The sequence below is a fragment of the Actinoplanes sp. NPDC051851 genome (assembly GCF_040681165.1).
In the GTDB taxonomy this organism is placed as follows: Bacteria; Actinomycetota; Actinomycetes; order Mycobacteriales; family Micromonosporaceae; genus Actinoplanes.
Genome location: NZ_JBFAYF010000020.1, coordinates 22503 through 48022 on the forward strand (window position 1 = coordinate 22503; position 25520 = coordinate 48022).

Annotated in this window: 25 protein-coding genes and 1 tRNA gene; 21 read left to right on the forward strand and 5 right to left on the reverse strand. The window is 70.0% G+C overall.

Translation table 11 applies throughout. The features are described 5' to 3' along the window. Window positions 1–56 precede the first annotated feature (56 nt). From rsmA to AB0M08_RS20380, 6 genes are all read left to right on the forward strand, one after another. Complete coding sequence (gene rsmA, locus AB0M08_RS20355) at window positions 57–944, forward strand: 16S rRNA (adenine(1518)-N(6)/adenine(1519)-N(6))-dimethyltransferase RsmA (RefSeq protein WP_364495242.1); 888 nt, start codon at window positions 57–59, stop codon at window positions 942–944. Beyond that, a complete protein-coding gene (locus tag AB0M08_RS20360) occupies window positions 941–1093 on the forward strand; it encodes a hypothetical protein (RefSeq protein ID WP_364495245.1) in 153 nt (50 codons plus the stop codon). Before rsmA ends, AB0M08_RS20360 begins: the two co-directional genes overlap by 4 nt. Before the next feature lie 2 nt (window positions 1094–1095). Continuing rightward, window positions 1096–1533 carry a Uma2 family endonuclease gene (locus tag AB0M08_RS20365; protein ID WP_364495248.1) on the forward strand — a complete coding sequence of 146 codons (438 nt, stop codon included), beginning with the start codon at window positions 1096–1098 and terminating at the stop codon, window positions 1531–1533. Next, entirely contained in the window at window positions 1530–2477 is a 948-nt protein-coding gene (locus AB0M08_RS20370) for a 4-(cytidine 5'-diphospho)-2-C-methyl-D-erythritol kinase (protein WP_364495251.1), read from the forward strand. The genes AB0M08_RS20365 and AB0M08_RS20370 overlap by 4 nt, the downstream gene beginning before the upstream one ends. 8 nt (window positions 2478–2485) lie before the next feature. After that, a complete protein-coding gene (locus AB0M08_RS20375; protein WP_364495254.1) occupies window positions 2486–4291 on the forward strand; it encodes an ABC-F family ATP-binding cassette domain-containing protein in 1806 nt (601 codons plus the stop codon). Between the two features lie 79 nt (window positions 4292–4370). Further along, a complete protein-coding gene (locus tag AB0M08_RS20380; protein WP_364495257.1) occupies window positions 4371–4832 on the forward strand; it encodes a DUF4383 domain-containing protein in 462 nt (153 codons plus the stop codon). Window positions 4833–4862: 30 nt separating this feature from the next. Here AB0M08_RS20380 and AB0M08_RS20385 read toward each other — a convergent pair whose 3' ends face one another. After that, a complete protein-coding gene (locus tag AB0M08_RS20385) occupies window positions 4863–5465 on the reverse strand; it encodes a TetR/AcrR family transcriptional regulator (RefSeq protein WP_364495542.1) in 603 nt (200 codons plus the stop codon). A gap of 125 nt (window positions 5466–5590) precedes the next feature. Between AB0M08_RS20385 and AB0M08_RS20390 the strand changes: the two genes are divergently transcribed. From AB0M08_RS20390 to AB0M08_RS20430, 9 genes are all read left to right on the forward strand, one after another. Then, window positions 5591–5662: transfer RNA gene (locus AB0M08_RS20390), tRNA-Gln, on the forward strand. An 89-nt stretch (window positions 5663–5751) separates the two neighbouring features. Then, window positions 5752–7194, forward strand: coding sequence for a bifunctional UDP-N-acetylglucosamine diphosphorylase/glucosamine-1-phosphate N-acetyltransferase GlmU (gene glmU / locus AB0M08_RS20395; RefSeq protein WP_364495259.1), 1443 nt, complete (start codon window positions 5752–5754; stop codon window positions 7192–7194). A 111-nt stretch (window positions 7195–7305) separates the two neighbouring features. Further along, window positions 7306–8286: a ribose-phosphate diphosphokinase gene (locus tag AB0M08_RS20400; RefSeq protein WP_364495262.1), complete on the forward strand. Its 981-nt coding sequence runs from the start codon at window positions 7306–7308 to the stop codon at window positions 8284–8286. 352 nt (window positions 8287–8638) lie between these two features. Continuing rightward, window positions 8639–9241 (forward strand): 50S ribosomal protein L25/general stress protein Ctc, encoded by a 603-nt coding sequence (locus tag AB0M08_RS20405; RefSeq protein WP_364495264.1) that lies wholly within the window; start codon window positions 8639–8641, stop codon window positions 9239–9241. Window positions 9242–9331: 90 nt separating this feature from the next. Next, entirely contained in the window at window positions 9332–9922 is a 591-nt protein-coding gene (gene pth / locus AB0M08_RS20410; RefSeq protein WP_364495267.1) for an aminoacyl-tRNA hydrolase, read from the forward strand. Window positions 9923–10019: 97 nt separating this feature from the next. Then, window positions 10020–11762: a sugar transferase gene (locus tag AB0M08_RS20415; protein ID WP_364495270.1), complete on the forward strand. Its 1743-nt coding sequence runs from the start codon at window positions 10020–10022 to the stop codon at window positions 11760–11762. A 27-nt stretch (window positions 11763–11789) separates the two neighbouring features. After that, the gene (locus AB0M08_RS20420) at window positions 11790–12680 is read left to right on the forward strand and encodes a 3'(2'),5'-bisphosphate nucleotidase CysQ (RefSeq protein WP_364495544.1); all 891 of its coding nucleotides are present in this window, start codon (window positions 11790–11792) and stop codon (window positions 12678–12680) included. A 93-nt stretch (window positions 12681–12773) separates the two neighbouring features. Beyond that, window positions 12774–13685, forward strand: a complete 912-nt coding sequence (gene cysD, locus AB0M08_RS20425) for a sulfate adenylyltransferase subunit CysD (protein ID WP_364495272.1) — start codon at window positions 12774–12776, stop codon at window positions 13683–13685. After that, complete coding sequence (locus tag AB0M08_RS20430) at window positions 13685–14983, forward strand: GTP-binding protein (protein WP_364495274.1); 1299 nt, start codon at window positions 13685–13687, stop codon at window positions 14981–14983. Before cysD ends, AB0M08_RS20430 begins: the two co-directional genes overlap by 1 nt. An 11-nt stretch (window positions 14984–14994) precedes the next feature. Here AB0M08_RS20430 and AB0M08_RS20435 read toward each other — a convergent pair whose 3' ends face one another. The 4 genes from AB0M08_RS20435 to AB0M08_RS20450 form a co-directional block, all read right to left on the reverse strand. Next, entirely contained in the window at window positions 14995–15810 is an 816-nt protein-coding gene (locus tag AB0M08_RS20435; RefSeq protein ID WP_364495277.1) for an ATP-binding protein, read from the reverse strand. A 105-nt stretch (window positions 15811–15915) separates the two neighbouring features. Beyond that, window positions 15916–17058, reverse strand: coding sequence for a galactokinase (gene galK, locus AB0M08_RS20440; protein WP_364495280.1), 1143 nt, complete (start codon window positions 17056–17058; stop codon window positions 15916–15918). Continuing rightward, entirely contained in the window at window positions 17055–18029 is a 975-nt protein-coding gene (gene galE, locus AB0M08_RS20445; protein WP_364495282.1) for a UDP-glucose 4-epimerase GalE, read from the reverse strand. The genes galK and galE overlap by 4 nt, the downstream gene beginning before the upstream one ends. Before the next feature lie 179 nt (window positions 18030–18208). Further along, on the reverse strand, window positions 18209–18802 hold the full coding sequence (locus AB0M08_RS20450; protein ID WP_364495285.1) for a hypothetical protein: 594 nt from the start codon (window positions 18800–18802) through the stop codon (window positions 18209–18211). Between the two features lie 176 nt (window positions 18803–18978). On the opposite strand from AB0M08_RS20450, the gene AB0M08_RS20455 reads away from it, so the two are divergent. From AB0M08_RS20455 to AB0M08_RS20480, 6 genes are all read left to right on the forward strand, one after another. Beyond that, complete coding sequence (locus AB0M08_RS20455) at window positions 18979–19467, forward strand: hypothetical protein (RefSeq protein WP_364495288.1); 489 nt, start codon at window positions 18979–18981, stop codon at window positions 19465–19467. Between the two features lie 44 nt (window positions 19468–19511). After that, window positions 19512–22457, forward strand: a complete 2946-nt coding sequence (locus AB0M08_RS20460) for a hypothetical protein (RefSeq protein WP_364495290.1) — start codon at window positions 19512–19514, stop codon at window positions 22455–22457. Window positions 22458–22551: 94 nt separating this feature from the next. Beyond that, window positions 22552–23577: a tryptophan--tRNA ligase gene (gene trpS / locus AB0M08_RS20465; protein WP_364495293.1), complete on the forward strand. Its 1026-nt coding sequence runs from the start codon at window positions 22552–22554 to the stop codon at window positions 23575–23577. Window positions 23578–23582: 5 nt separating this feature from the next. Beyond that, a complete protein-coding gene (locus tag AB0M08_RS20470; RefSeq protein WP_364495296.1) occupies window positions 23583–24113 on the forward strand; it encodes a 2'-5' RNA ligase family protein in 531 nt (176 codons plus the stop codon). Between the two features lie 208 nt (window positions 24114–24321). Next, a complete protein-coding gene (locus AB0M08_RS20475) occupies window positions 24322–25242 on the forward strand; it encodes a YhjD/YihY/BrkB family envelope integrity protein (RefSeq protein WP_364495299.1) in 921 nt (306 codons plus the stop codon). Between the two features lie 33 nt (window positions 25243–25275). Continuing rightward, window positions 25276–25506 (forward strand): hypothetical protein, encoded by a 231-nt coding sequence (locus tag AB0M08_RS20480; protein ID WP_364495302.1) that lies wholly within the window; start codon window positions 25276–25278, stop codon window positions 25504–25506. Window positions 25507–25520 lie beyond the last annotated feature (14 nt).

Sequence of the window (25520 nt, forward strand, 5' to 3'; positions counted from 1 at the left end):
GGCCGGGGAAACGGCCCCTGGAACTGATCGGAAGCGGTCGCGCATAGGCTTCTGGAATGGCTGATGGACTTCTCGGCCCGGCGGAGATCCGGGAGCTGGCGGCACGCCTGGGGGTGGCGCCGACCAAGAAGCTCGGCCAGAACTTCCTGCACGACCCGAACACCATCCGGCGGATCGTCACGGCGGCCGGCCTGCGCCCCGAGGACGTCGCGCTGGAGGTCGGTCCCGGTCTCGGCTCGCTGACGCTGGGCCTGGTCGGTGCGGTCCGGCACGTGCACGCGGTGGAGATCGACCCGGTCCTCGCCGCGGCGCTGCCGGAGACGGTCGCCGCCGCGCACCTCACCGTGCACCCGGCCGACGCGCTCCGGGTCCGCGGCGACCTCTTCGGCCCGGCGCCGACCATGCTGGTGGCGAACCTGCCCTACAACGTGGCGGTCCCGGTGGTGCTGCACCTGCTCGCCGAGCTGCCCACCCTCCGCGGCGGCCTGGTGATGGTCCAGAAGGAGGTCGCCGACCGCCTGGTCGCCGGCCCGGGTTCCAAGGTGTACGGCGTCCCCTCGGTCAAGCTCGCGTGGTACGCCGACGCGAGGTCCGCCGGAAAGGTGCCGCCCGCGGTCTTCTGGCCGGTGCCCAACGTGGACTCCGGCCTGGTCGCCTTCACCCGCCGCGAGCCACCCGCCGGCGCCGACCGCGAGGACGTCTTCCGGGTGATCGACGCGGCCTTCGCCCAGCGTCGCAAGACCCTGCGCGCCGCCCTGGCGGGTTGGGCCGGCGGCCCGGTGCAGGCCGAGAAGGTGCTCGTCACGGCCGGCGTCAATCCCCAGGCACGCGGCGAGTCCCTCACCGTCACCGAGTTCACCGCCATCGCGGCGGCAGCGAAACTGTCGCCCCCCGGCGGTAAGCTCAGCCCGTCCGGCACACAGCCCGAGGAGGTGGACTCATGAGCGCGGAACCGATCGACGTTTTCGTCGCTGCCCGCCCCGACCCGTGGTCACCGGATCCGGTGATGCAGAAGTTCGCCCTGCACACCATCGAAGACGTCCTCAACCTCCCCTCCGGCGCCCCCGCGTCGAACTCCGTGACGGAGTCATGATCGTGGTTCCCTCCCCAACCTATGATCACCAAGACATCGCCGCGCTTCTCTGGACCTGGTTGCGGCAGCACGCTCCGCAGCAGTTGCGGGCGAGCCTGGCGACCGGTGTCGTCCTGTCGATGGGCAACACCCTCGAGCCGGACGTCCTCCTCGTGGAGGCGACGATCGCGGGCAGCCGGCACTACGCCATGCCCGATCAGGTGACCCTGGTCGTCGAGGTGGTCTGCCCCGGCACGAAGCGTCGCGACCGGCTGGAGAAGCCCACCGAATACGCTGCCGCCGGGATCCCGCACTACTGGCGGATCGAGCAGGGGCCGGTTCGGATCGCCGCCTATGACCTTGTCAACGGCCGGTATGAGCCGGTCGCCGAGTCGGATACGGAGCTGGTGTTGAGCACGCCGTTCGAGATCAAGCTGCCGATCCGGGACATCACTCCGTGACCGAGGCGTGGGGGCCGGACGACGACGAGCCGCGGCCGCACAGTGGGCCGGTGCGGGTGCGGGTGCCGTCGAAGGTGAATCTTCACCTCGGGGTGGGGCCGCTGCGTGCGGACGGGTACCACGAGCTGAACACGGTCTACCACGCGATCGGGATCTTCGACGAGATCACCGCGCGACACGGAGACACCCTCACGTTGACCATGGAGGGGGAGGGGACCGGCGAGCTCGCGCTCGACGAAACCAACCTGATCATGCGGGCCGCGCGGGCGCTGGCCGCCCGGGCCCGGGTGCCCGCCTACGCCCGGCTGCACCTGCGCAAGTCGATCCCGCTCGCCGGTGGGCTGGCCGGGGGCAGCGCCGACGCGGCCGCCACGCTGGTCGCCTGCGACATGCTCTGGGGGCTCGGCATGTCCCGCGAGGATCTGGCCGAGGTCGGCGCCGAGCTCGGGTCGGACGTGCCGTTCATGCTCTTCGGTGGCACCGCGCTGGGCACCGGGCACGGCGAGACGGTCAGCCCGATCCTGGCCCGGCCGACCACCTGGCACTGGGTGGTGGCGATCGCCGACGGCGGGCTCTCCACCCCGGCGGTCTACCGCGAGCTGGACTCGCTGCGCGCCGGTTCCTGGCCGCCGCCCGCGCTGGGCAGCGCCGACCAGCTGATGGCCGCCCTGCGCCAGCGTGATGCGGAGGTCCTCGGCGCGGTCCTCGGCAACGACCTGCAGCCGGCCGCGCTGACCCTGCGCCCGCAGCTGGGCGAGGTGCTCAAGGCCGGGCACGACGCCGGCGCGATCACCGGGATCGTCTCCGGTTCCGGGCCGACCTGTGTCTTCCTCGCCGCCGACGCCGGGCACGCCCAGCGCGTGGCCGCGGGGCTGGAGGCGGCCGGGGTGTGCCGGGCGGTGGTCACCGCACGCGGGCCGCAGCCGGGGGCGCGGGTAATCTAGAGCGCATCGTGGCCAACAACATCATCAACCTGGACCGGGTCAACAAGGGTTACGGCGCCGCCGGTCAGCTGATCACCGACGTCTCGCTCGGCCTGGACGACGATGCCCGCATCGGCATCGTCGGTCTCAACGGAGCCGGCAAGTCCACCCTGTTGCGGATGATCGCGAAGACCGAGGAGCCGGATTCCGGCCGGGTCACGCATCGCCGCGACCTGAAGGTCGCCGCCCTGCCGCAGAGCCTGGCGCTCGACGGCGAGGCGACCGTGCGCGACGTCGTGCTCGGCACCGCCTGGCTCGCCGAGGGCATGGGCGCCGAGCACGAGTGGGCCGGTGACGCCGGTGTCCGGACCATCCTCGACGGCCTCGGCATGGGCCATCTCGGGCTGGAGACGCCGGTCGGGCCGATGTCCGGTGGCGAGCGCCGCCGGGTCGCACTGGCCGCCCTGCTGGTCCGCGAGAGTGACCTGCTGATCCTCGACGAGCCCACCAACCACCTCGACGTGGCCGGTGTCGACTGGCTCGCCAAGCACCTGCTCACCCGCCGGGGCGCGCTGGCCGTGGTCACCCACGACCGCTGGTTCCTGGACGCGGTCTGCACCATGACCTGGGAGGTCGTGGACGAGCAGGTGCACACGTACGAGGGCGGTTACGCGGCCTGGATCCTGGCCCGCGCCGAGCGGCAGCGGGTCGCCGCCTCGATCGAGGCGCGCCGGCAGAACCTGCTCCGCAAGGAGATCGCCTGGCTGCGCCGGGGCCCGCCGGCTCGTACCTCCAAGCCGAAGTTCAGGATCGACGCGGCGAACGAGCTGATCGCCGACGTGCCGCCGGCGCGTGACACGGTGAGCCTGCAGCGGCTCGCCACCACCCGCCTCGGCAAGCAGGTCTACGACCTGGAGAGCGTCGAGCTCAACGCCGGGCCCAAGCCGATCTTCAAGGACATCACCTGGCAGGTGGGCCCGGGCGACCGGATCGCCATCCTGGGCGCCAACGGGGCCGGTAAGACCACCCTGCTGCGGCTGCTGGCCGGGGTCACCACGCCGGACGGCGGGCGCCTGGTCACCGGCAGCACGGTCCGGCCCGCGTTCCTCTCCCAGGAGCTCCGGGAGCTGCCCGGGCACCTGCGCCTGCTGGAGGCGGTGGAGGAGGTCGCCAAGCGGGTCAAGCTGGGTGACCGGGAGCTCTCGGCCGGCCAGCTCGCCGAGGTGTTCGGCTTCACCGACAAGCGGATCTGGACGCCGGTCAGCGACCTCTCCGGTGGCGAGCGCCGCCGGCTGCAGATGCTGCGCCTGCTCGCCACCGAGCCGAACGTGCTGCTGCTCGACGAGCCGACCAACGACCTGGACACCGACACGCTGGCCTCGCTGGAGGACCTGCTGGACTCGTGGCCGGGCACGATGGTGGTCGCCAGCCACGACCGCTACCTGGTCGAGCGGGTCACCGACGTGGTCTACGGGATGTTCGGCGACGGCCGTCTCGTGCATCTGCCCGGCGGGATCGACGAGTACCTGTCCCGGGTGACCGCCTCTTCCGCGGGGCCGAGCGCGACGGCCGTACCGGAGAAAGCGGCGCCGGAGAGCGTGCCCGGCCTCTCCCAGGGTGAGTTGCGCCTGGCCCGCAAGGAGATGTCGCGCCTGGAGCGGCAGATGGACAAGCTCGGCGAGAAGGAGGCCAAGCTCAACGGGAGCCTGGCCGACCACGGCAGCGACTACGCGAAGATCGTCGAGCTGGAGGCCCAGCTCACGGCGGTCCGTGCGGAGCGCGAGGAGGCCGAGATGGCCTGGCTGGAGCTGGCCGAGAAGGTGCCCGGAAACTGATCCGGGGGGTGTACCTGCGCCGCTTGTCGCGGATACGCGAGAATCGGGTCGACGACACCACACCTTGGAGACGGACAGCATGGCGCATATTCCGGTCAATCACCCCCTTCGGCCGATGTACCGACTGGCCGGTTTTGTCGCCGGCGCGTACCTGGCGGTCTTCGGCGTCATCGGCCTGATCGCTACGGCGAGCGACGGTTTCATCGGCGAGCCCGCCGACCGCGTGCTCGGGCAGGGCGTGAACCTGCTCGGCGCGGTCGTGTCCCTGGTCGCCGGCGGCCTGGTGCTGCTCGCCACCGTGGTGGGCCGCAACGTCGACGTGCAGATCGACAAGCTGCTCGGCTGGGGCCTGCTGGTGGTCGGCAGCTACGCGCTGGCGACGATCCGCACCGACGCCAACTTCTTCGGCTACAGCATCTCGACCGTGGTCGTGACCTACCTGGCCGGTCTGGTCCTGATCACGATCAGCCTGTACAGCAAGGTCGTGCCGCCGTCCAAGGCCGGCGCGCCGCGGCAGGTCCGCGAGGGCCGTACCGCCTGAGAGACGTCCCGGTGACCGCCGGCCCGGCGGTCACCGCGTCTTGCGGGTGATCAGCCCCGGCTTGGCCTCCAGATGCGAGAGGCCGTTCCAGGCCAGGTTCACCAGGTGTGCGGCGACGACCTCCTTCTTGGGCTTGCGCGCCTCCCGCCACCACTGACCGACCAGCGCGACCATCCCGACCAGCGCCTGCGAGTAGAGCTCGGCGAGCTTCGGGTCGAGGTCGCGGCTCTTGAACTCGGCGCCCAGGATGTGTTCGACCTGGTGCGCGACGTCGTTCATCACGCTGGAGAAGGTGCCGCCCGGCGCCAGTGCCGGCGAGTCGCGGGCCAGCACCCGGAAGCCGTGCGGCTCGTCCTCGATGTAGTCGAGGAGCGCGAGCGCCGCCTGTTCCAGCAGCTCCCGCGGGTGTCCCGCGGTCAGCGCCCGGGTGATCCGGTCGAGGAGCGAGCGCACCTCCCGGTCCACCACGACGGCGTAGAGCCCCTCCTTGCCGCCGAAGTGCTCGTAGACCACCGGCTTGGACACCTTGGCACGGGCGGCGACCTCCTCGACGCTGGTGCCGTCGTAGCCGCGCTCGGCGAAGAGCTGGCGCCCGATCACGATCAACTGCTCACGGCGCTGGGCGGCGGACATCCGGACCCGGGACGACGTCTCCCTCTGCTGCTCGGTCACCCGGACATCCTGCCAGGGGGTGACAGCCGCGCATCGTCCCCTTTACTCGCTCGTGACCCGAGGCGCTAGGCTGTCTCCAGCGCTATTCGGCTGTGGTGTAATTGGCAACACTGGAGATTTTGGCTCTCCCATTTCAGGTTCGAGTCCTGACAGCCGAGCAATTCTGTGGTAAAGGCCCATTCGGATGGCCTTGCGGTTGACGTGACACCGCTTACCAGAATGCCACCGCGAACGATGGAGTTGCAGCGTGAGCCAGGCCCCCAGCCGTACTGTCGTCGTCCTCGCCGCCGGTGAGGGCAAGCGGATGAAGTCCGCGACGCCGAAGGTCCTCCAGCCCCTGCTCGGGCGCACCCTGCTGGGCCACGTCCTCGCCGTCGCCCAGGCGATCAAGACGGATCGCACCGTGGTCGTGGTCGGGCACAAGGCCGACCAGGTCGGCGGCTTCCTCGCCGGGGCGGCCCCGGAGGCGACCCCGGTGCTGCAGGCGGAGCAGAACGGCACCGGTCACGCGGTACGCATCGCGCTGGACGCGACGCCCGAGCTGAGCGGCACCGTGGTGGTGCTCAGCGGCGACGTGCCGCTGCTGCGGGCCGAGACGGTCGAGGCGCTGCTGGCGGCGCACGAGCGGGCCGGCGCCGCGGCGACCGTGCTGAGCGCCGAGGTGGACGACCCGACCGGCCTGGGCCGGATCATCCGGGACGCGGACGGCAACCTGTCGCGGATCGTCGAGCAGAAGGACGCGACGCCGGAGCAGCGGGCGATCCGCGAGATCAACTCGGGGATCTACGCGTTCGACGCGGTGCTGCTGCGCGAGGCGCTGGGCAAGCTCTCCACCGACAACGCGCAGGGCGAGGAGTACCTGACCGACGTCTTCGGGATCCTGGGCGGCCAGGGGCACCCGGTGGCGATCGAGGTCGCCGAGTTCGCGTACGAGACGTACGGCTGCAACGACCGTGCCGAGCTCTCCCGGCTGCGGGTGCTGATGCGCGACCGGATCAACGACGCCTGGATGCGCTCCGGCGTGCTGCTGCTCGACCCGGCCACCATCTGGATCGACGCGACCGCGACCCTGGAGCCGGACGCCGTGGTCGACCAGAACTGCCAGATCCGCGGGAACACCACGGTGGCGAGGGACGCGGTGATCGGCCCGGACACCACGCTGATCGACACCACGGTGGGCGAGGGCGCCGCGGTGCTGCGGACCCACTCGATCGGCGCGCAGATCGGCCCGGCGGCGACGGTGGGCCCGTTCTCGTACCTGCGCCCCGGTACCCGCCTGGGCCGCAAGTCCAAGATCGGCGGCTTCGTCGAGGCGAAGAACGCGGAGCTCGGCGAGGGCGCGAAGGTGCCGCATCTGACGTACGTCGGTGACGCCACGATCGGCGCGAAGGCGAACATCGGGGCCGGCACGATCTTCGCGAACTACGACGGGGTGAACAAGCATCACACGACCGTGGGCGAGGCGGCGTTCGTCGGGTCCGACACGGTGCTGATCGCGCCGGTGGAGATCGGCCCGGGGGCGTACGTGGCGGCGGGCAGCGCGATCGCCAAGGGCGTACCCGCGGGCAACCTGGGCGTCACCCGCGCACAGCAGCGGAACATCGAGGGCTGGGTCGCGCGCAAGCGTCCCGGAACCGTCTCCGCCGAGGCCGCCGAGCGCGCCGGAGATAGCACCCCTGACCAGGAGTGATCCAGTGGGGGTGAGTCATCCCACGCAGTGCCCTCGAAACGTGGCGGTTACGTTCCCGCAAGGGATACTTCACTGCGAACCCACCCCCCTATCAACGGGAGCAGCGAGCCGATGGGCAGCATCGTCGCGGAGAACCGTAAGAGTTTGATGCTCTTTACCGGCCGGGGTTTCCCGGAGTTGGCCGAGGAGATCGGGCAGGTGCTCGGCGTCGCGCCGACCCCGTCGGACTCGTACGAGTTCGCCAACGGTGAGATCTTCGTCCGCTTCAAGGAGTCGGTCCGCGGCTCCGACGCCTTCGTGGTCCAGTCGGTCACCGAAGGGGTGAACCGCTGGGTCATGGAGACCCTGATCATGGTCGACGCGCTGAAGCGGGGCTCCGCCAAGCGCATCACCGTGGTCCTGCCGTTCTATCCGTACGCGCGGCAGGACAAGAAGCACCGCGGTCGGGAGCCGATCTCCGCGCGGCTCGTCGCCGACCTGCTGAAGACGGCGGGCGCCAACCGGATCCTCACGGTCGATCTGCACACCGCGCAGATCCAGGGCTTCTTCGACGGCCCGGTGGACCACCTGTTCGCCATGGACACCCTCGCGGAGTACGTGGAGCGCAGATACGCCGGCCGCCCGATGACGGTGGTGGCGCCGGACTCCGGCCGGGTCCGCGTCGCCGAGCGCTGGACCGACCGCCTGGGCGGCTGCCCGCTGGCGTTCATCCACAAGACGCGCGACCCGATGAAGCCGAACCAGGTCGTCGCCAACCGGGTGGTCGGCGAGGTCGAGGGCCGGGTCTGCCTGATCGTGGACGACATGATCGACACCGGTGGCACCATCACCAAGGCCGCCGACATCCTCTTCGAGGAGGGTGCGGCCGACGTGATCGTGGCCTCCACCCACGCGCTGCTCTCCGACCCGGCCACCGAGCGCCTGAAGAACAGCCGGATCAGCGAGCTGGTGGTGACCAACACGCTGCCGCTCGCCCCGGAGAAGCAGCTCGACAAGATCACTGTGCTCTCCATCGCGCCGCTGCTCGCCCGGGCGATCCGCGAGGTGTTCGACGACGGCTCGGTGACCACCCTCTTCGGTGGTCTCAGCTGATTCAGCTCTACAAGAGAGGGCACCCGCGGTGGCGGGTGCCCTCTCTTGTGGCGAAAGTGACTTGATTTTTTCGCGAACCTCGCGATCACGGTGGACCCGCTGAACTTCGGGTGATTCGAGCAGGTAAGCTAGTGCGGTTGCCACGGCGAGGGTGCCTCGTGGTCTGCTGAGGTTCGCAGTCCGCTCGAGGCGCCGTCATCGACGCGGTGCTCCGGGCCTGTGCCCAGCGCGCCCCCTTGCCCGGCAGCGCCGGAGACGGCTTCCGCACCGTCGATGGTTCACCGCAGCACTGCCGGTACCGCAGCCGCAGACTTAGACGCAGCCCGCATCGAAGAGTTTCAGGAGTTTCCCCGTGTCCGAGGTAAAGATCAGCGCCGAGCCCCGCACCGAGTTCGGCAAGGGTGGTGCCCGCCGCACGCGCCGGGCCGGCCTGGTGCCCGCCGTGCTGTACGGGCACGGCGAGAAGCCGCAGCACATCGCGCTGCCCGCCCGTGAGTTCGCCGCCGCCATCCGTCACGGTGGCCTGAACCAGATTTTCACCATCGACATCGCCGGCAACGCGGCCGCCACCCTGGCCCTGCCGAAGGCGATCCAGCGTGACCCGATCAAGGACACGTACGAGCACATCGACCTGCTGATCGTGAAGCGGGGCGAGAAGGTCCAGGTCGACGTCCCGGTGACGCTGACCGGCGAGGCCGCCAAGAACACCCTGATCGTGCACGAGTCGAACACGGTCTCCGTGGTCGCCGAGGCGCTGCACCTCCCGACCGAGGTCGAGGTCTCGATCGACGGCCTGGAGGCCGGCTCGCGCGTCACCGCCGGCGACGTGAAGCTGCCGAAGGGTGTCGAGCTCGCGGTCGACGCCGAGACGGTCCTCGCGGTCATCTCCGCGGCGCAGAGCACCACCTCCACCGAGGACGCCGAGGGTGCCGAGGGCGCCGAGGCCGCGGAGTAAGGTTCTCTGCTGCGCCTGAGCGCGGTAAGGCAGTCATTCAGGGAAAGTGCCGATCGGCACTTTCCCTGATGTGTATCCGGGAGGCGGAAGGTGAGCGACGTCGACGCGCCGTGGCTGGTGGTCGGTCTGGGTAACCCCGGCAAGGAGTACGCCGGCAACCGGCACAACGCGGGCTTCATGGTGGCCGACCTGCTGGCCTCGCGGACCGGGGGGAAGTTCGGCCGGGCCAAGCGGGCGCAGGCCGAGATGGCGGAGGGCCGGCTCGGCTTCGGGGGACCGAAGCTGATCCTGGTCAAGCCGCTCACCTTCATGAACCTGTCCGGCGCGCCGGTCGTGGCGCTCGCCCAGTTCTTCAAAGTGCCCGTGGCCCATGTGATCGCGGTGCATGATGAGCTGGATGTGCCGTTCGGTGAGATCCGGGCGAAACGCGGTGGCGGCGAGGGCGGTCACAACGGTCTCCGCTCGATGTCGAAGTCGCTGGCGAGCAAGGACTACGCGCGGGTGCGCTTCGGTGTCGGACGGCCGCCGGGGCGGCAGGATCCGGCCGACTTCGTGCTCGCCGACTTCTCCGCGGCCGAGCGCAAGGAGCTCGACTTCCTGATCGACCGGGCGGCCGACGTGGTGGAGGCGATCGTGCTGGAGGGCGTCGAGTGGGCGCAGAACAGGTACCACGGAAGCTGATGCTGTAGTCCTCCCGTGACGACCTCAGCGGTCGGTGCGTTGGTCACCAGAGACGTGCGTGATCGCGCGCCGGCCGGCGGGACAGGGGGTTCGGGGGATGTCGCAGGGCGTGTCCGAGGAGCAGGCGGACGCGTTGAGCGAGACCACGGTCGTCCTGCCGATCGTCACCAGGCCCGATGACACCGAACCCGATGACACCGAGCCCGGCAACACCGAACCCGGCAACACCAGGCCTGACAACACCAGGCCTGACAACACCAGGCCTGACAACACCAGGCCTGGCAACACCAAGTCTGACAACGCCCCGCCGCAGAGCGTGCGGGGCGCGCCGGACCCGGCCCGTAATCAGCCCTCCCGGCAGTACTCGGGTGCCCGCAACCGCTCCGCCGCGGCCCGGCCCTTCTCGCGGGCGCGGGGGCGGCATGTGGCCATGTCCCGGCGGCAGCGCTGGGAGAGCCGGTACGTCCGCGCCCTGCTCCTCTGCGACCTGGTGGCCGGCTCCGTCGCGGGTACGGCGGTCTTCGCGCTGCGCTTCGGCGACCGGGTGACCACCTACAACCGTGCGTACATCATGCTCTCGGTGTTGCTCCCCGTGGTCCTCCTGGTGGTCCTGGCGGTCTGCCGGGCGTACGAGCGCCGCTACCTCTTCGTCGGTACCGACGAGTACCAGCGGGTGATCCGCGGCGGCGTCGGGCTGATCGCCGGGGTGGCCCTGGTGTCGTACGCCCTGGACCTGGATCTGGCCCGGTCCTATGTCCTGGCCGCGCTGCCCACCGCGATCGCCGCCGTGCTGGTGCTCCGCTTCGTGCTGCGAAAGCGGCTGCACTGGTCGCGGGCGCGCGGCGAGAATCTTCGAAGAGTGATCGTTGTCGGTCACGAGCTCTCCGTTATCGGAATCACTCGGCAGCTTCGGAGGGAGCGGTACCACGGGCTCGAGGTGATCGGCGCGTGCCTCCCGCCGGACGCCGACGGCATCGGTGTGGTGTCCGATCTGCCGGTGTACGGCACCTTCGACGACGTGGCGAGCGCGGTCGGGCTGGCCGACGCGGACACCGTCGTGGTACTCAGCTGCCCGGAGCTCGACGGGGCCGCGGTACGCCGTCTGGCCTGGCGACTCGAGCGTGATGAGGTGGATCTCGTGGTGGCCAGTGCGCTGGTCGACGTGGCCGGAGCGCGTACCACGATCCGGCCGTTCGACGGCTTGCCGATGCTGCACGTCGAGCATCCCCGGCTACACGGCGGATCGCGTCTCGTGAAGGACCTGGTCGATCGTGTAGGCGCACTCCTGCTACTGATCCTCTTCGGTCCAGTGCTGCTCGGTGTGGCGCTCTGCGTGCGACTCACGTCACGCGGCCCGGTACTCTTTCGCCAGATACGCGTGGGACGCGACGGACATGAGTTCCGGATTTTCAAGTTCCGCAGTATGTACGTCGACGCCGAGGCTCGGTTGGCCGAGCTGAGGCACCTCAACGAGCACGACGGTGTGCTCTTCAAAATCCGCGACGACCCACGCGTCACCCCGGTCGGCCGGTGGTTGCGCCGCTTCTCGCTCGACGAGTTGCCGCAGCTGCTGAACGTTCTCTCGGGGCGGATGTCGCTGGTCGGCCCGCGGCCGCCGTTACCGGCCGAGGTGGCGGCCTACGCCGACGACGTGCGGCGCAGGCTGGCAGTCAAGCCGGGGATGACCGGGCTGTGGCAGGTGTCCGGTCGGGCGGACCTCTCCTGGGAGGAGGCGGTCCGGCTCGACCTGCGCTATGTCGAGAACTGGTCGCTCAGCCTGGATCTGGTGATCCTGCTGAGAACGTTGACCGCGGTGGTGCGGTCATCGGGAGCGTACTGACGGAGCCGGTTGATGAAGGAGCGAGAGATGGGCGAGCAGACGAAGGAGTCGGCCCGCATTGCGGGACCGCGGGAGACCGCCGAGGGTGGTGCACCACCCGTCAACGACTCCGCGTTCGCCCGTTGGCTCGCGGACCGCGCCGGCCAGGTGCTGCTCCAGGTGCGCGACGAGGTCGGGTACGCGGACGGCAAGGCGCTCAAGGCCGCCGGTGACAAGGCCGCCCACGACCTGCTCCGCGCGGAGCTGGCCCGCTGGCGCCCGGCGGACGCGGTGCTGTCCGAGGAGGACGAGCACTCCCGCGAGGCGTGGCGCGAGGGCGAGCACGACAGCGTACGGCCGGACCGGCTGGGCTCCTCCCGGGTCTGGATCGTCGACCCGCTGGACGGCACCCGGGAGTTCTCCGAGGAGGGCCGGGCCGACTGGGCGGTGCACGTGGCGCTCTGGACCGCCGACTCGTCCAACCCGTCCCGCCTGGCCGCGGGTGCGGTCGCGATGCCGGCCCAGCACCGGACGATCGCCACGGACAACGCGCCGGCCTACCCGCCGATGCCGCTGGAGTCCGCGACCGGCGGCGCGATCCGGATCGCCGCGAGCCGGACCCGGCCGCCGGCGTTCGTCACCGCGCTCGCCGAGGACCTCGGCGCCGAGCTGGTGCCGATGGGCTCGGCCGGCTGCAAGATCGCCGCGGTGATCAGCGGCGAGGCGGACGCGTACGTACACGGTGGAGGTCAATTCGAGTGGGATTCCGCAGCACCTGTTGCTGTGGCGTTGGCCACTGGTTTACATGCCTCACGTATTGATGGATCTCTATTAAGCTACAACCAGGCCGATCCCAGGTTGCCCGACCTGGTGGTTTGTCGTAAAGATCTCGCTCCGCGCCTGCTTGCTGCCATCCAGAAGCACCTTCCGTCACAATGACGGATCGGCAAGGACTGAGGAAAATCGCAGGGTGCGCCCTGCTCGGCCGACCCCCGCAAGGGCCGACACCCGAAAGGTCTGGGGACTGAACCCATGAGCCAGACGAAGGACTACCGCGTCTCGCACCTGGATGCGCTCGAAGCCGAGAGCATCTTCGTCATGCGAGAGGTCATGGCCGAGTTCGAGCGCCCGGTGCTGCTCTTCTCCGGCGGTAAGGACTCGATCGTGATGCTGCGCCTCGCCGAGAAGGCGTTCGCCCCGGCGCGCATCCCCTTCCCCGTCATGCACGTCGACACCGGTCACAACTTCCCGGAGGTCCTGGAGTACCGGGATCGCCGGGTCGCCGGTCTCGGCCTGAACCTGGTGATCGCCAGCGTCCAGGAGGCGATCGACACCGGCCTGGTGCGCGAGCTGCCGGACGGTACCCGTAACCGGATCCAGACCCCGGTGCTGTTGAACGCGGTGGAGAAGTACCGCTTCGACGCGCTCTTCGGCGGCGCCCGCCGCGACGAGGAGAAGGCCCGGGCCAAGGAGCGGATGTTCAGCTTCCGCGACGAGTTCGGCCAGTGGGACCCGAAGAACCAGCGCCCCGAGCTCTGGGCGCTCTACAACGGGCGCCACCACCCCGGCGAGTCGATCCGGGTCTTCCCGCTCTCCAACTGGACCGAGCTGGACGTCTGGCACTACATCGCCAAGGAGCAGATCGAGCTCCCGAGCATCTACTACGCGCACGACCGCGAGGTCGTCGAGCGCGACGGGATGTTCTACGCGGTCAACGAGTTCATCCAGCTCCGCGACGGAGAGACCGCCGAGGTGCGCCAGGTCCGGTACCGCACGGTCGGCGACGCCTCGCAGACCGCCGCGGTGCTCTCCGACGCCGACACGGTGGAGAAGGTGATCGACGAGGTCGCCGCGACCCGGATCACCGAGCGCGGTGCCACGCGCGGCGACGACAAGGTCAGCGAGGCCGCGATGGAAGACCGCAAGCGAGAGGGTTACTTCTGATGAGCCAGGCAGTTCTCGAGCCTGATGCCGCCGCGCGCGGGGGCATGGACCTGCTGCGGTTCGCCACCGCCGGCAGCGTCGACGACGGCAAGTCGACCCTGATCGGCCGCCTGCTGTACGACACAAAGACCATCTTCGCCGACCAGCTCGAGGCGGTGGAGGCGGCCAGCGCCTCGCGCGGCGACGAGTACACCAACCTCGCGCTGCTCACCGACGGCCTCCGCGCCGAGCGGGAGCAGGGCATCACCATCGACGTGGCGTACCGGTACTTCGCCACGCCGCGGCGCAAGTTCATCATCGCCGACACCCCGGGGCACATCCAGTACACCCGGAACATGGTCACCGGCGCCTCCACCGCCGACCTGGCGCTGATCCTGGTCGACGCCCGCAAGGGCCTGGTCGAGCAGTCCCGCCGGCACGCGTTCCTGACCAGCCTGCTCCGGGTCCCGCACCTGGTGCTCTGTGTCAACAAGATGGACCTGGTCGACTGGGACAAGGCGGTCTACGACAAGATCGCCGACGAGTTCACCTCGTTCGCCGCGAAGCTGGACATCACCGACCTGACGATCATCCCGGTCTCGGCGCTGGAGGGCGACAACATCGCCACCCGCTCCGAGAAGAGCCCGTGGTACGAGGGCCCCTCGCTGCTGCACCACCTGGAGCACGTGCACATCGCGTCGGACCGCAACCTGGTCGACGTCCGCTTCCCGGTGCAGTACGTGATCCGCCCGCAGTCCACCACGGTCACCGACTACCGCGGCTACGCCGGTCAGGTCGCCTCCGGCGTCCTCAAGCCGGGCGACGACGTGATGGTGCTGCCCTCCGGGATGACCAGCAAGATCGCCGCGATCGACACCGCGGACGGCGAGGTCCTGGAGGCCTTCCCGCCCATGTCGGTGACGGTCCGGCTGGCCGACGAGATCGACATCTCGCGCGGCGACATGCTCTGCCGCCCGCACAACGCCCCGACGCCCGCCCAGGACATCGAGGCGATGATCTGCTGGATGGACGAGAGTGCCCCGCTGCGGATCGGCGGCAAGTACACGATCAAGCACACCACGCGGACCGCGCGTACGGTCATCCGCGGCCTGCAGTACAAGCTCGACGTGAACACGCTGCACCGCGACGAGGACGCGCCGGAGCTGGGGCTGAACGAGATCGGCCGGGTGAAGCTGCGGACCACCGTGCCGCTGCTGGCCGACGAGTACCGCCGCAACCGGACCACCGGTGGCTTCATCCTGATCGACGAGGGCACCAACCGTACGGTCGGCGCCGGCATGATCATCGAAGCCGGCTGAGCCGTCAGGCGTCACGTGTGGGCGATGGTCCGGGGAGCCCGGATCGTCGCCCACACTGTTTTCCCCTCCGATGCCGGCACGGCGCCCCAGAGCTCGGCGATCCCCTGCACCGTCCGCAGGCCCTGCCCGCGGTCGTCGAGCGGGCGGTCCGGCCGGGGCCGGCTGGGCCGGATCAGCCGGGGCATCCGCGGCGAGCCGTCGGTCACCGACAGGTGCAGCCCGTCGCCGCGCCGGGTCACCGCCACCCGGATCTCCGTACCGGCGTGCTCGACGGCGTTCGTCACCAGCTCGGACATCACCACCCGGCTGTGGTGCAGCAGCCGGGTCAGCCCCCAGGCCAGGCAGGCGTCGCTCACCAGGTTGCGGGCGGCCGGGGCGGCCTCCGGACCGGGCGGCAGGGTGGCCGTCATCCGCTCGTTCTCCGGCATCCGGCCGGCCAGCGCCACCCGGGCCTGGCTCACCCGGGCGTAGACCGGCAGGAAGCGCCCCGGGGCCAGCCCCTGCATCCGGTGGGCGAGCGGCAGGCCGGGCGGCACGCAGAGCGCCAAGTGCACCGGCGGCTCCAGGGCGGCCGCGACGTGCCGGGCGGCGGCCCAGGTGGGCACGCTGTCGCTGCGCGGGTCGCGCAGGCCGGAGAGGTCCACGATCAGCCCGGCCGGGCGGTCGGTGAAGCACCGGCGGAGCGAGACCGAGGTGTGATGGCGCAGTTGGTCGTCCCAGGGGCCGCGCACGCTGAGAAGCGAGACGGCCGGGTCGGCGGCGATGTCGATGCGGATCGTGACACCGCGCTCGGCGTCATCACGAAGGTACGGCGGACTGACCCCCATGTCGCACACCATAACCGCGCGGGCGGCCGTCGAACTCGACACTCGCTCCTGCGGGTGATCGGGCGAAAGGCTGAGGAGGCCCCCGAACGAGGGGGCCTCCCGCCGTCAGATCCGGGTCGCTCCGGGACCCGCCACCGCGAGCCAGCTGGTCGGTGCCTCGAAACCCTTCTCCGCGTACGCGCCGGCCACCGCCGCCGCCGTCGCGTCCGCCCGGTCCGCGTCGATCAGGGCGAGGACGCACCCGCCGAACCCGCCGCCGGTCATCCGGGCGCCGTACGCCCCGGCCGCCAGCGCCGACTCCACGGCCACGTCCACCCGCTCGACGGTGATCTCGAAGTCGTCCCGCATCGAGGCGTGCGACGCGGTGAGCAGCGGGCCGATCTCGCGGACGCTGCCCGCGCGCAGCAGCGCCACGGTGTCCAGCACACGCTGGTTCTCGGTGACGATGTGCCGGGTCCGCTTGCGCAGCACCTCGTCGCCGAGCCGGTCCAGCGCCGCGGGCAGCTCGTCCACGCCGACGTCGCGCAGGGCGGTCACCCCGAGGACCGCGGCGGATTCCTCGCAGCTCTTGCGGCGGGCGCCGTACTCGCCGTCCACGTGCTGGTGCGGCGCGTTGCTGTTGATCACCAGGATGGCCAGGCCGGCGGCGGCCAGGTCGAACGGGATCTGCTCGATCGCGTACGACCGGCAGTCCAGGAAGAGCGCCTTCCCGGCCTCGCAGCGGATCGAGGCGGACTGGTCGAGGATGCCGGTGGGCGCCCCGACGTAGAGGTTCTCGGCACGCTGGGCGATCGCCGGGCGCCGCTCCAGCGGGACGTCCAGGCCGCCGAGGTCGATCAGCGCGGTGAGCACCGCCGACTCCAGCGCGGCCGAGGAGGAGAGCCCGGAGCCGAACGGGACGTCGGAGGCGATCGCGATCCGGACGGCCGGCACGGTGTACCCCGCGTCCTGCAGCGCCCAGACCACCCCGGCGACGTACGCGCCCCAGCCGGTGACCTCGCCGGGCTCGGTGGTCCCGAAGGCCACCGGCTCGGCGGCCAGGGTGGAGCAGACCGACCAGGTGCCGTCCGGCGACGGGCCGACGGCGGCGACGGTGCGCTGCGGCAGCGCGAACGGGAGCACGAAGCCGTCGTTGTAGTCGGTGTGCTCGCCGATCAGGTTCACCCGGCCGGGCGCCGCCCAGAGTCCGGCCGGCTCGGTCCCGTACGCGGTGCGGAAGGCCGCGACGGCCTCCTCGGAGATGCTCATGCCACGTGCTTTCGGTAGAAGGTCCATGCATCGCCGATCATGGCCTGCAGGGTGTTCTTCCGCGGCACCCACCCCAGCTCCTCGCGGGCGCGGGAGGAGGAGGCCACCAGGGTCGCCGGGTCGCCGTCGCGCCGGGGCGCCACCTCGACCGGGATCGCCGCGCCGGTGACCTCGCGGGCCGCCTCGACCACCTGCCGGTTGGAGAAGCCGTTGCCGTTGCCCAGGTTGTAGATCCGGTGCTCGCCGGCGACCGTGGCGTCCAGCGCCAGCAGGTGCGCCCGGGCCAGGTCCTCGACGTGGATGTAGTCGCGCACGCAGGTGCCGTCGGGTGTGGGGTAGTCGTCGCCGAAGAGCTGCAGCTTCTCCCGCTTGCCGGCGGCCGCCTGCAGGGTGATCGGGATCAGGTGGGTCTCCGGGTCGTGCCGCTCGCCGATCTCGACGTCGCCGTTGATGTACGCCCCCGCGACGTTGAAGTAGCGCAGCGAGACGGCGGCCAGGTTGTGCGCGAAGGCCTCCGAGGTCAGCGCCAGGTCGAAGGTCAGCTTGGTGGAGCCGTACGTGCTGGTCGGGGCCTTGGCGGCGGTCTCGCTGATCGGCACCTCGACCGGGTTGCCGTAGACCGCGGCGGTGGACGAGAAGATCACCCGCGGCACCCGGGCGGCCCGGATCGCGTCGAGCAGGGCGAGCGACTTGACCACGTTCTCGTGCCAGTAGAGCTCGGGCTTGGCCATCGACTCGCCGGCCGCGATCAGCCCGGCGAAGTGCAGCACGGCGTCGAAGCCGGCCTCCGGGGTGAGGACCCGCGCGGCGTCGGCGATGTCCGCCTCGACGAAGGTCGCGTCCGGGGCGACCGCCTCCCGGAACCCGGTGCGCAGATTGTCCAGCACCACGACCTCGTGGCCGGCGTCGAGCAGGAGCCGGCTGGTGACGCTACCGACGTAGCCGGCACCCCCGGTGACGAGCAGTTTCACGGCGAGCACTCCTCATGTCAGGTGTTGCCGCCAAGCCTAGGCAGCAGTCGGACGCACCATGAGACTCCACCATGTTCACTCACAAGTCAACAGACTCGAACATTTTCTTTCGGCGTACGAATGCAGCACGGCGCCGCACCCGATCATTTCGGGTACGGCGCCGTGACGTGCGGAAAGGCCTACTGCGCGGGCGCGGGGGAGTGGACGCCTTCGAGGATCGGCTGGCTAGTGATCTTGAGGAACAAGCCCTGCGACGGGGCGAACGCCCGGATCATGGTGAACCGGGCGAAGTCCGCGTAGGCGTACTCCGTCGAGTCCTTCTGCTTGTTCAGCCAGGCGACCAGCTCGGCCCGCTCACCGTCGTGGAGGGCCGGCGCCAGGCAGTCGTCGACCAGCCCGATGTACAGCTTCTTGGAGGGCTGTACGGATTCACTTTTCAGCATGCAAGCGACCGAGTAGACGGACTCGGAGGATGCGCTGTCCGACTGCTCGGTGAACATGTCCAGCGTGCCACCGTGATACGGCTGTGCGACCTCGACCTCGTACTGCCCGGAGTTCGGGTGCTTTCGCTCGGCCTTCCACTGCTTCTCCCACGCGGCCAGGATGCTGTCGCTGTCGCCGCTGGGCAGCGGGTCGGCGGAGGTGGGGGCGGGTGACGTCGCGGGACCGCTGTCCACGTCGATCGCGGCCGACGTCGCGCCCTTTTCTGCCGGGGAGGATTCGAGCGGGGAGTCTCCGGAGGCCAGCCACCAGGTCGCGGCGGCTGCGAGCACGACGATTCCGGAGCCGAGGGCGACTAGTGAGTTTCTTCGCATTCCTGTCCCGATGTGCTGATCAGCGCTGACGCGGCGAGCCTAGCATCGACCGTCGTAACGGTATTGCGTCGACAAATGTAGATGTGTGAATCTCGTTACCGAGTGACCGCAATCGGTCACGACGGGGAGGAACATTGCCATCTCTGAAAGCTGCCGCCGCTGCTGCCGCGGCGGCGATGCTGACCTGGGCGGGTCTGGCTTTCGCCGCGACGCCGGCCCGAGCGGACATTGAGCCCTACTGCCCGGACGGCTGTGTCGGGGCCTCGGTCGGCGACACCAACTGCCGTTCGGACGACGTCTTCCTCACGGCCATCACGCTCGACGACCCCGCCACCCAGACGCCGGTCGCCGAGCTGCACTACAGCCGGATGTGCCAGACGTACTGGGGGCAGTACCAGTCCTACTACGACGGCGTGGCCCGTTGGGTGCAGCTCTACAACCATCCGCAGTACGGCGGGATCAACACCAGGATCTATGACGCGTCGGCGTTCAACGCCGGTTACTACGAGACCACGATGGTGAGCTCCGTCTCGGGGTCGGTGAAGTTCTGCCTCAGCGGTGACACCACCGACCCGGACACCTACGACGCCGCGCCCAACTACGACTGCACGGTGTGGATGTGACCGTGCCGTCCCGGTCATCTCGCTCCACCGAACACGGGGGAAAATTGATCTCCATCCGCAGGGGTGTCGCGATCGGGGCGGTCGTCGCCCTGGCCGTGGGCATCGCCGGTCCCGCCGTCGCCGCGCCCAGCCCGGCGGCCACGCCAACGTCCACCCTCGCCAAGCAGGCGCCCCTGGCGAATCCCGACAAGGTGCTCGGCGACGACTGGCGAAAGTCGTCCGACGTCCTCATCACCGGTGCCGGGGACACCGACGGCTATCACCTCTACATCGCCCGGGAGAAGGACGCCTTCGCCTGGAGCACCCTGGCGACGCTCCGGTCGCCCGCGCTGGACGTCGGCCCCTGGGGCGGCTCGGTCTGCCTGACCGGGTCCGGCCGCTACGCGGTCGCCGTGTTCGCCCCGAAGATGGCGGCGAACCGGCCCAGCGCGCTGCAGGCCGGCGCCTTCGCCGCGGTCGTGGACACCACGACCGGCAAGGCGGTGCACGTCGCGACCGGCGTGCAGTACTCGTACTACAACCCGGCCTGCGGCCCGGGTGACCGTGCGCTCCTGGTCCGGGGCATCGGCGGGGATCTCGACGACCCGCGTACCGACCTGTTGACCGTGGACGCGGCGGCGGGCCGGGTGACCGGCACCCGGCGCATCGACGCCCAGGTCAGCAACCCCGCCCCCGGTCCGGACGGCGACTACGGCATCGTCGGCGGCAAGCTCGTCAAGATCGGTGCGAAGGGCGGGCTGACCGAGCTCGCCACGCCGCACGGCCGCCCGTACGGGGTCCGGGCTACCGCCGGCCACGGCATCGACGTGATCTCGGTCAGCGGTGAGACCGCGGTGGCCGAGCGCTACCGGGGCGGTGAGCTGACCACCACCGCGACCGGTCCGAGTGACCGGATGGAGCTCTTCGGCCTGAGCGGTGGCCGCAGCGCGCTCGTCGGTGAGGTCAACCTGAGTGGGGGCGCCCACCCCGGACTCACCGCGATCCCGGCCTCCCGGCGGGTATCCGGGGTGTCGGCCGAGGGGCACCTGGTGGCCGAGGAGGTCTACTCCCAGCAGACCGCCGAATCGGTGAGTGAGCCGTTGGTCGCCGCCGACCCCTCACACGCGGGCCGGGCCTACGTCGCGGTGCGCCCGGTCAAGGCGACCGTCACGACGACGGCGGTCATCACGACCACCGAGGCGACGACGCTCGACGCCGAGGCGACCGAGCAGTCGTCGGCCGAGGTGAGCGTCACTGCGGCCAGCTCGATCACCACGCCCAAGTGCGCGGTGCCCCGCAACGACCCGACGGTCCAGCCGCTCCAGCCGAGCCCCAATCAGGTGGAGTGGGCGGTCGACCTCGCGGTGCACGACGCGCTCTACGTCAGCCGTCCGGCGAACTACCTGAAGACCGGTCTGCCGTCGTACACCCCGCAGAGCATGTTCGAACGCCACGACGTGAGCGGCGGTGGGACAGTGCCGGCCAACCTGGTGCTGGCCATCCTGGCGCAGGAGACGAACCTGTCCCAGGCGTCGTGGCACGGCGTGCCCGGCGACACGGCGAACCCGCTGCTACCGCTCTACTACGGCAGCTACTCCATCGACGAGATCGACTACACCAAGGCCGACTGCGGGTACGGCATCGGGCAGGTCACCACCGGCATGAGCGTCGGCGAGACCACCTACAGCGAGAACCAGCGGAAGGCGATCGCGGTCGACTACGCGGCGAACATCGCGGCGTCGCTGAACATCCTGATCGACAAGTGGAACCAGATGGCCGCCGAGCCGTCGACCGTCCGCAGCCAGGTCAACGACGGTGACGCCCGGAACATCGAGAACTGGTTCCTGGCGGTGTGGGCGTACAACAGCGGCTTCTACACGTACGCGAACCGCTCGGCGAACAACGGCCGCTACGGTGTCGGCTGGCTCAACAACCCGGCGAACTCGACCTACAAGGCCAACCGGGACGGCTTCATGCGGGACACGCTGGCCGACGCGGAGACCCCGAGCCTGTGGAGCTACCCCGAACGGATCATGGGCTGGGTGGAGACACCACAGTGGAAGGGCAGCGAGCAGGCGTACAGCGAGCCGGTCTTCGGCGAGAACGGTCCGACGTTCTACCGTGTCGACTGGCACGACTCCGCGATCTTCTGGCACGACGGGGTCTCCCTGCCGGGGCTCTACACGTTCTGCAGCGTCGAGGTCAACAGTTGTTCGGAGGCGATGAACGGATGCCCGTCGGTCTCCTCCGCGTGCTGGTGGCACGGTTACGCCACGATCGGCGACTGCGAGAACAACGAATGCAGCACGGAGTACCAGAAGTACAACGAGAGCGCTGACGAGCCCGAGCTGATCCGCATCTACGACCGGGCGTGTACGGATTTCGACTCCTCCGCGATCGACGAACGGTCCCTCACGCAGTCCTCGCACATGATCTACACACTGAATGACCCGGGCCAGTACGCCCTGGGCTGCGGCGACATGGGTGACCAGGGTGGCAAGTTCACACTGCGCGGCGGTGACCCGGCCGGTGCCACCGACGACTCCTACTACGCACCCATCGACCTGCATCAGGTCGGTGCGGGGTACAAGGGCCACATCTGGTTCACCCACGGCTACAGCGACACGAGGCTGCTGAAGCACAAGATCGTTGGTACCTGGGCGCCGGAGCTGCGGCTGGAATCCGGGGAGACCGCCCGGTACGACATCCTCGTTCATCTGCCCAGTCACGGCGCCACCTGGGAGAACGCGACGTACTACGTACAGCGCGGGGTGGACGGCGGCACCCCGTTGAGTACCGAGACGTGTGTCCTCGACCAGGACAACAGCCTGGACGACGACGGTGAGGACGAGTGGGCCTGGATCGGCAACTACGAGCTCGGCGTTGGCGCTCGCCTGCAGCTCAACAACGAGGGCGCACCCGAGGACGCCGACGTCGGCTGGGACGCCGCCGTCTTCGTGCCGACGGGTGACCGGGACGACGACGACGCGGACTGCGGCGACCGGTACTGACCCGTAGCACGGCACGCCCCTGGTGTCTCCTCCCCGTGCAGGGGGTGCCAGGGGCGTTGGCCATCCGATCGTCCGGACTGACACAATGGCGCTCATGTCCGACGCCGTCCGCCGCCCGCGAGTGCTCTCCGGCATCCAGCCGACCGCCGACTCCTTCCACCTCGGCAACTACCTGGGCGCGGTGCGCAACTGGGTGGCGATGCAGGAGACGCACGACGCGTTCTACTGCGTGGTCGACCTGCACGCGATCACGATGGGGCACGACCCGATCGCGCTGCGGAACCGTACGCGGCTCTCGGTCGCGCAGCTGCTGGCGCTGGGGCTCGACCCGGAGCGGTGCACGCTCTTCGTTCAGTCGCACGTGCCCGAGCACGCGCAGCTGGGCTGGGTGCTGAGCTGCATCACCGGGTTCGGCGAGGCCGGACGGATGGTCCAGTTCAAGGACAAGTCGGCCAAGGCCGGCCAGGACAGCACCACCGTCGGCCTCTTCACGTACCCGATCCTGCAGGCCGCCGACATCCTGCTCTACCAGGCCGACCAGGTCCCGGTCGGCGAGGACCAGCGGCAGCACCTGGAGCTCACCCGCGACCTGGCGCAGCGGTTCAACGGCCGGTACGGGCAGACCTTCACCATGCCCTCGGCGCACATCGTCAAGGACACCGCGAAGATCACCGACCTGCAGGACCCGACGATCAAGATGTCCAAGTCGGCCTCCTCACCGAACGGCATCATCGAGCTGCTGGAGGACCCGGCCCGCTCGGCCAAGAAGATCAAGTCGGCGGTCACCGACACCGGACGCGAGATCCTCTACGACGAGGAGAACAAGCCCGGCGTCAGCAACCTGCTGACCATCTACGCCGCGCTGACCACGCGGACCATCGACGAGCTCCTGGAGCAGTACGACGGCAAGGGCTACGGCGACCTCAAGAAGGACCTCGCCGAGGTGCTGGTCGAGTTCGTCAAGCCGGTGCAGGCCCGGGCCAAGACCTACCTCGACGACCCGGCCCAGCTCGACAAGATCCTCGCGATCGGTGCGGAGAAGGCACGCGCGGTCTCCGCGACCACCCTGGCCCGGGCGTACCAGAACGTGGGTTTCCTGAGCCCGGTCCGGGAGGCCTGACCGCGGTGACCGACCCCGCACGGACACGCATCGGCGTGGCGATCGACATCCCGGAGCCGTGGGGCGCGGCGCTGACCCGCCGGCGGGCGGAGGCGGGCGACCCGCAGGCCGCCTACACCCCGGCGCACGTCACGCTCCTCGGTCCGACCGAGATCGCCACCGAGGCGCTGCCCGCGGTGGAGAAGCACCTGGAGGCGGTCGCCGCGGGGCAGCCGCCGTTCACCATCCACCTGCGCGGGACCGGCACCTTCCGGCCGGTCACCGAGGTGGTGTTCGTGACGCTCGCGATGGGCATCAGCGAGTGCGAGCTGCTGGCCGAGGCGATCACCCGCTCCGAGGACGTCCGGCGGGACACCCGGTTTCCGTACCATCCGCACGTCACGGTGGCGCAGGACGTGCCCGCCGACGCGCTGGACGCGGTCTTCGACGACCTGGCCGGCTTCTCCTGCCGGTTCGAGGTCCCCTCGTTCACGCTCTTCTCGCACGGCGGCGAGGGACCCTGGCGGCCACGGCGCGACTTCCCGCTCGGCGGCTGACCGCCGCTCCTCCCTACCGTGGGCCCTCCTGCGGGGCGGGGCGACCATCAGCGACACGAGGGCTCCTCGGCGGTAGGCGTCCGATGTGACTCCGGCGGGGACCCGCCCGACCCTATCGGCACGTCGCACCCCGGGATCCGTGCCTTCCCGGCTACCGTGCGGCGAGTGTCGACCGGCCGGGGGCCGGGACTTCCGTTACGGTCGCCCGGTGAATCCGATCGACCGGGCGTACGAGGCGGTCGCCGTCCGTGTCGTCAACGTGCGGTACCGCTCCCGCTACTTCGACCACCTCTGCCGCGCGCTGCTGCGCTACGGCGACGTCCAGGGTGGCCGGCTGGCGGCCGCGAGCGCGTACTACGGGTTCTTCGCGGTCTTCGCGCTGCTGCTGATCGGGTATTCGATCTTCGGCATCCTGATCACCAGCAACACCCAGCTCTTCGACGCGGTCCGCGACTTCCTGGCGCAGAACCTGCCCTTCCTCGACGTGCAGGCGATCCTGGACAGCGGCCGTACGGTCGGCATCGTCGGCATCGTGGGCCTGACGTTCACCGGCATCGGCTGGGTCGAGGCGATCCGCTCCTCGCAGCGGCTGATCTGGCAGCTCCGCGAGCAGCCCGGCTGGTTCCTGATCCGGCAGGGGCTGGACCTGCTGGTGCTGATCGGCATCCTGATCCTGCTGGCGCTCACCCAGCTCGCCGTCTGGGGCCTGGAGAAGCTGCTCGACTGGCTGGCCGACGGCGGCTTCCAGACCACCCTCTCGGTGGTCAGCCTGATCCTGACCCTCGGCGTGAACATGCTGCTCGCCTCGGCGCTGCTGGCCGCGGTGCCCCGGCTGCGGATGACCGCCCGCCGGATGGCCCCGCCGGTGCTCCAGGTCGGTGTCGGGCTGCTGCTGCTCAACACCGTGGGCAAGTCGTTCGTCGGGATGGTCGAGCGGAACCCGGCGTACGGCCTGGTCGGGTCGGCGGTCGGCGCGCTGGTCTACCTCTACGTCTTCCACCAGCTGCTGCTCTTCGGGGCGGCCTGGGCGGCGACCAGCCCGCACGGCCGGGTGGTGGACCTCTCCGCCGATGACAAGACCGCTCCGGTCGGGCAGAACAGCTGGATCCGGGACGCCGTACCGCGGTGAGGGGCCGGTGTGGCCCGCTGGAATACTGAACCGGTGTTGATCACTCGGAAGTGGGCCGCTTTCCTGATCGCGGTGGGCGTCTGGACCTGGGTGATCTGGCCCCGGTTCGGCCTCGCGATCTACAAGGACGACCGCTCCTTCGACGGCGGCAGCCCCACGGCGTTCCTGATCGTGCACGCCGTGCTGATCGCCGCGTCGCTCGCGATCGGCACCACGGTGGGCGTCCTCGGGATCCGCGCGTGGCGCTCGGGTTCGGAAGATTAACGCGTCGTTACGCC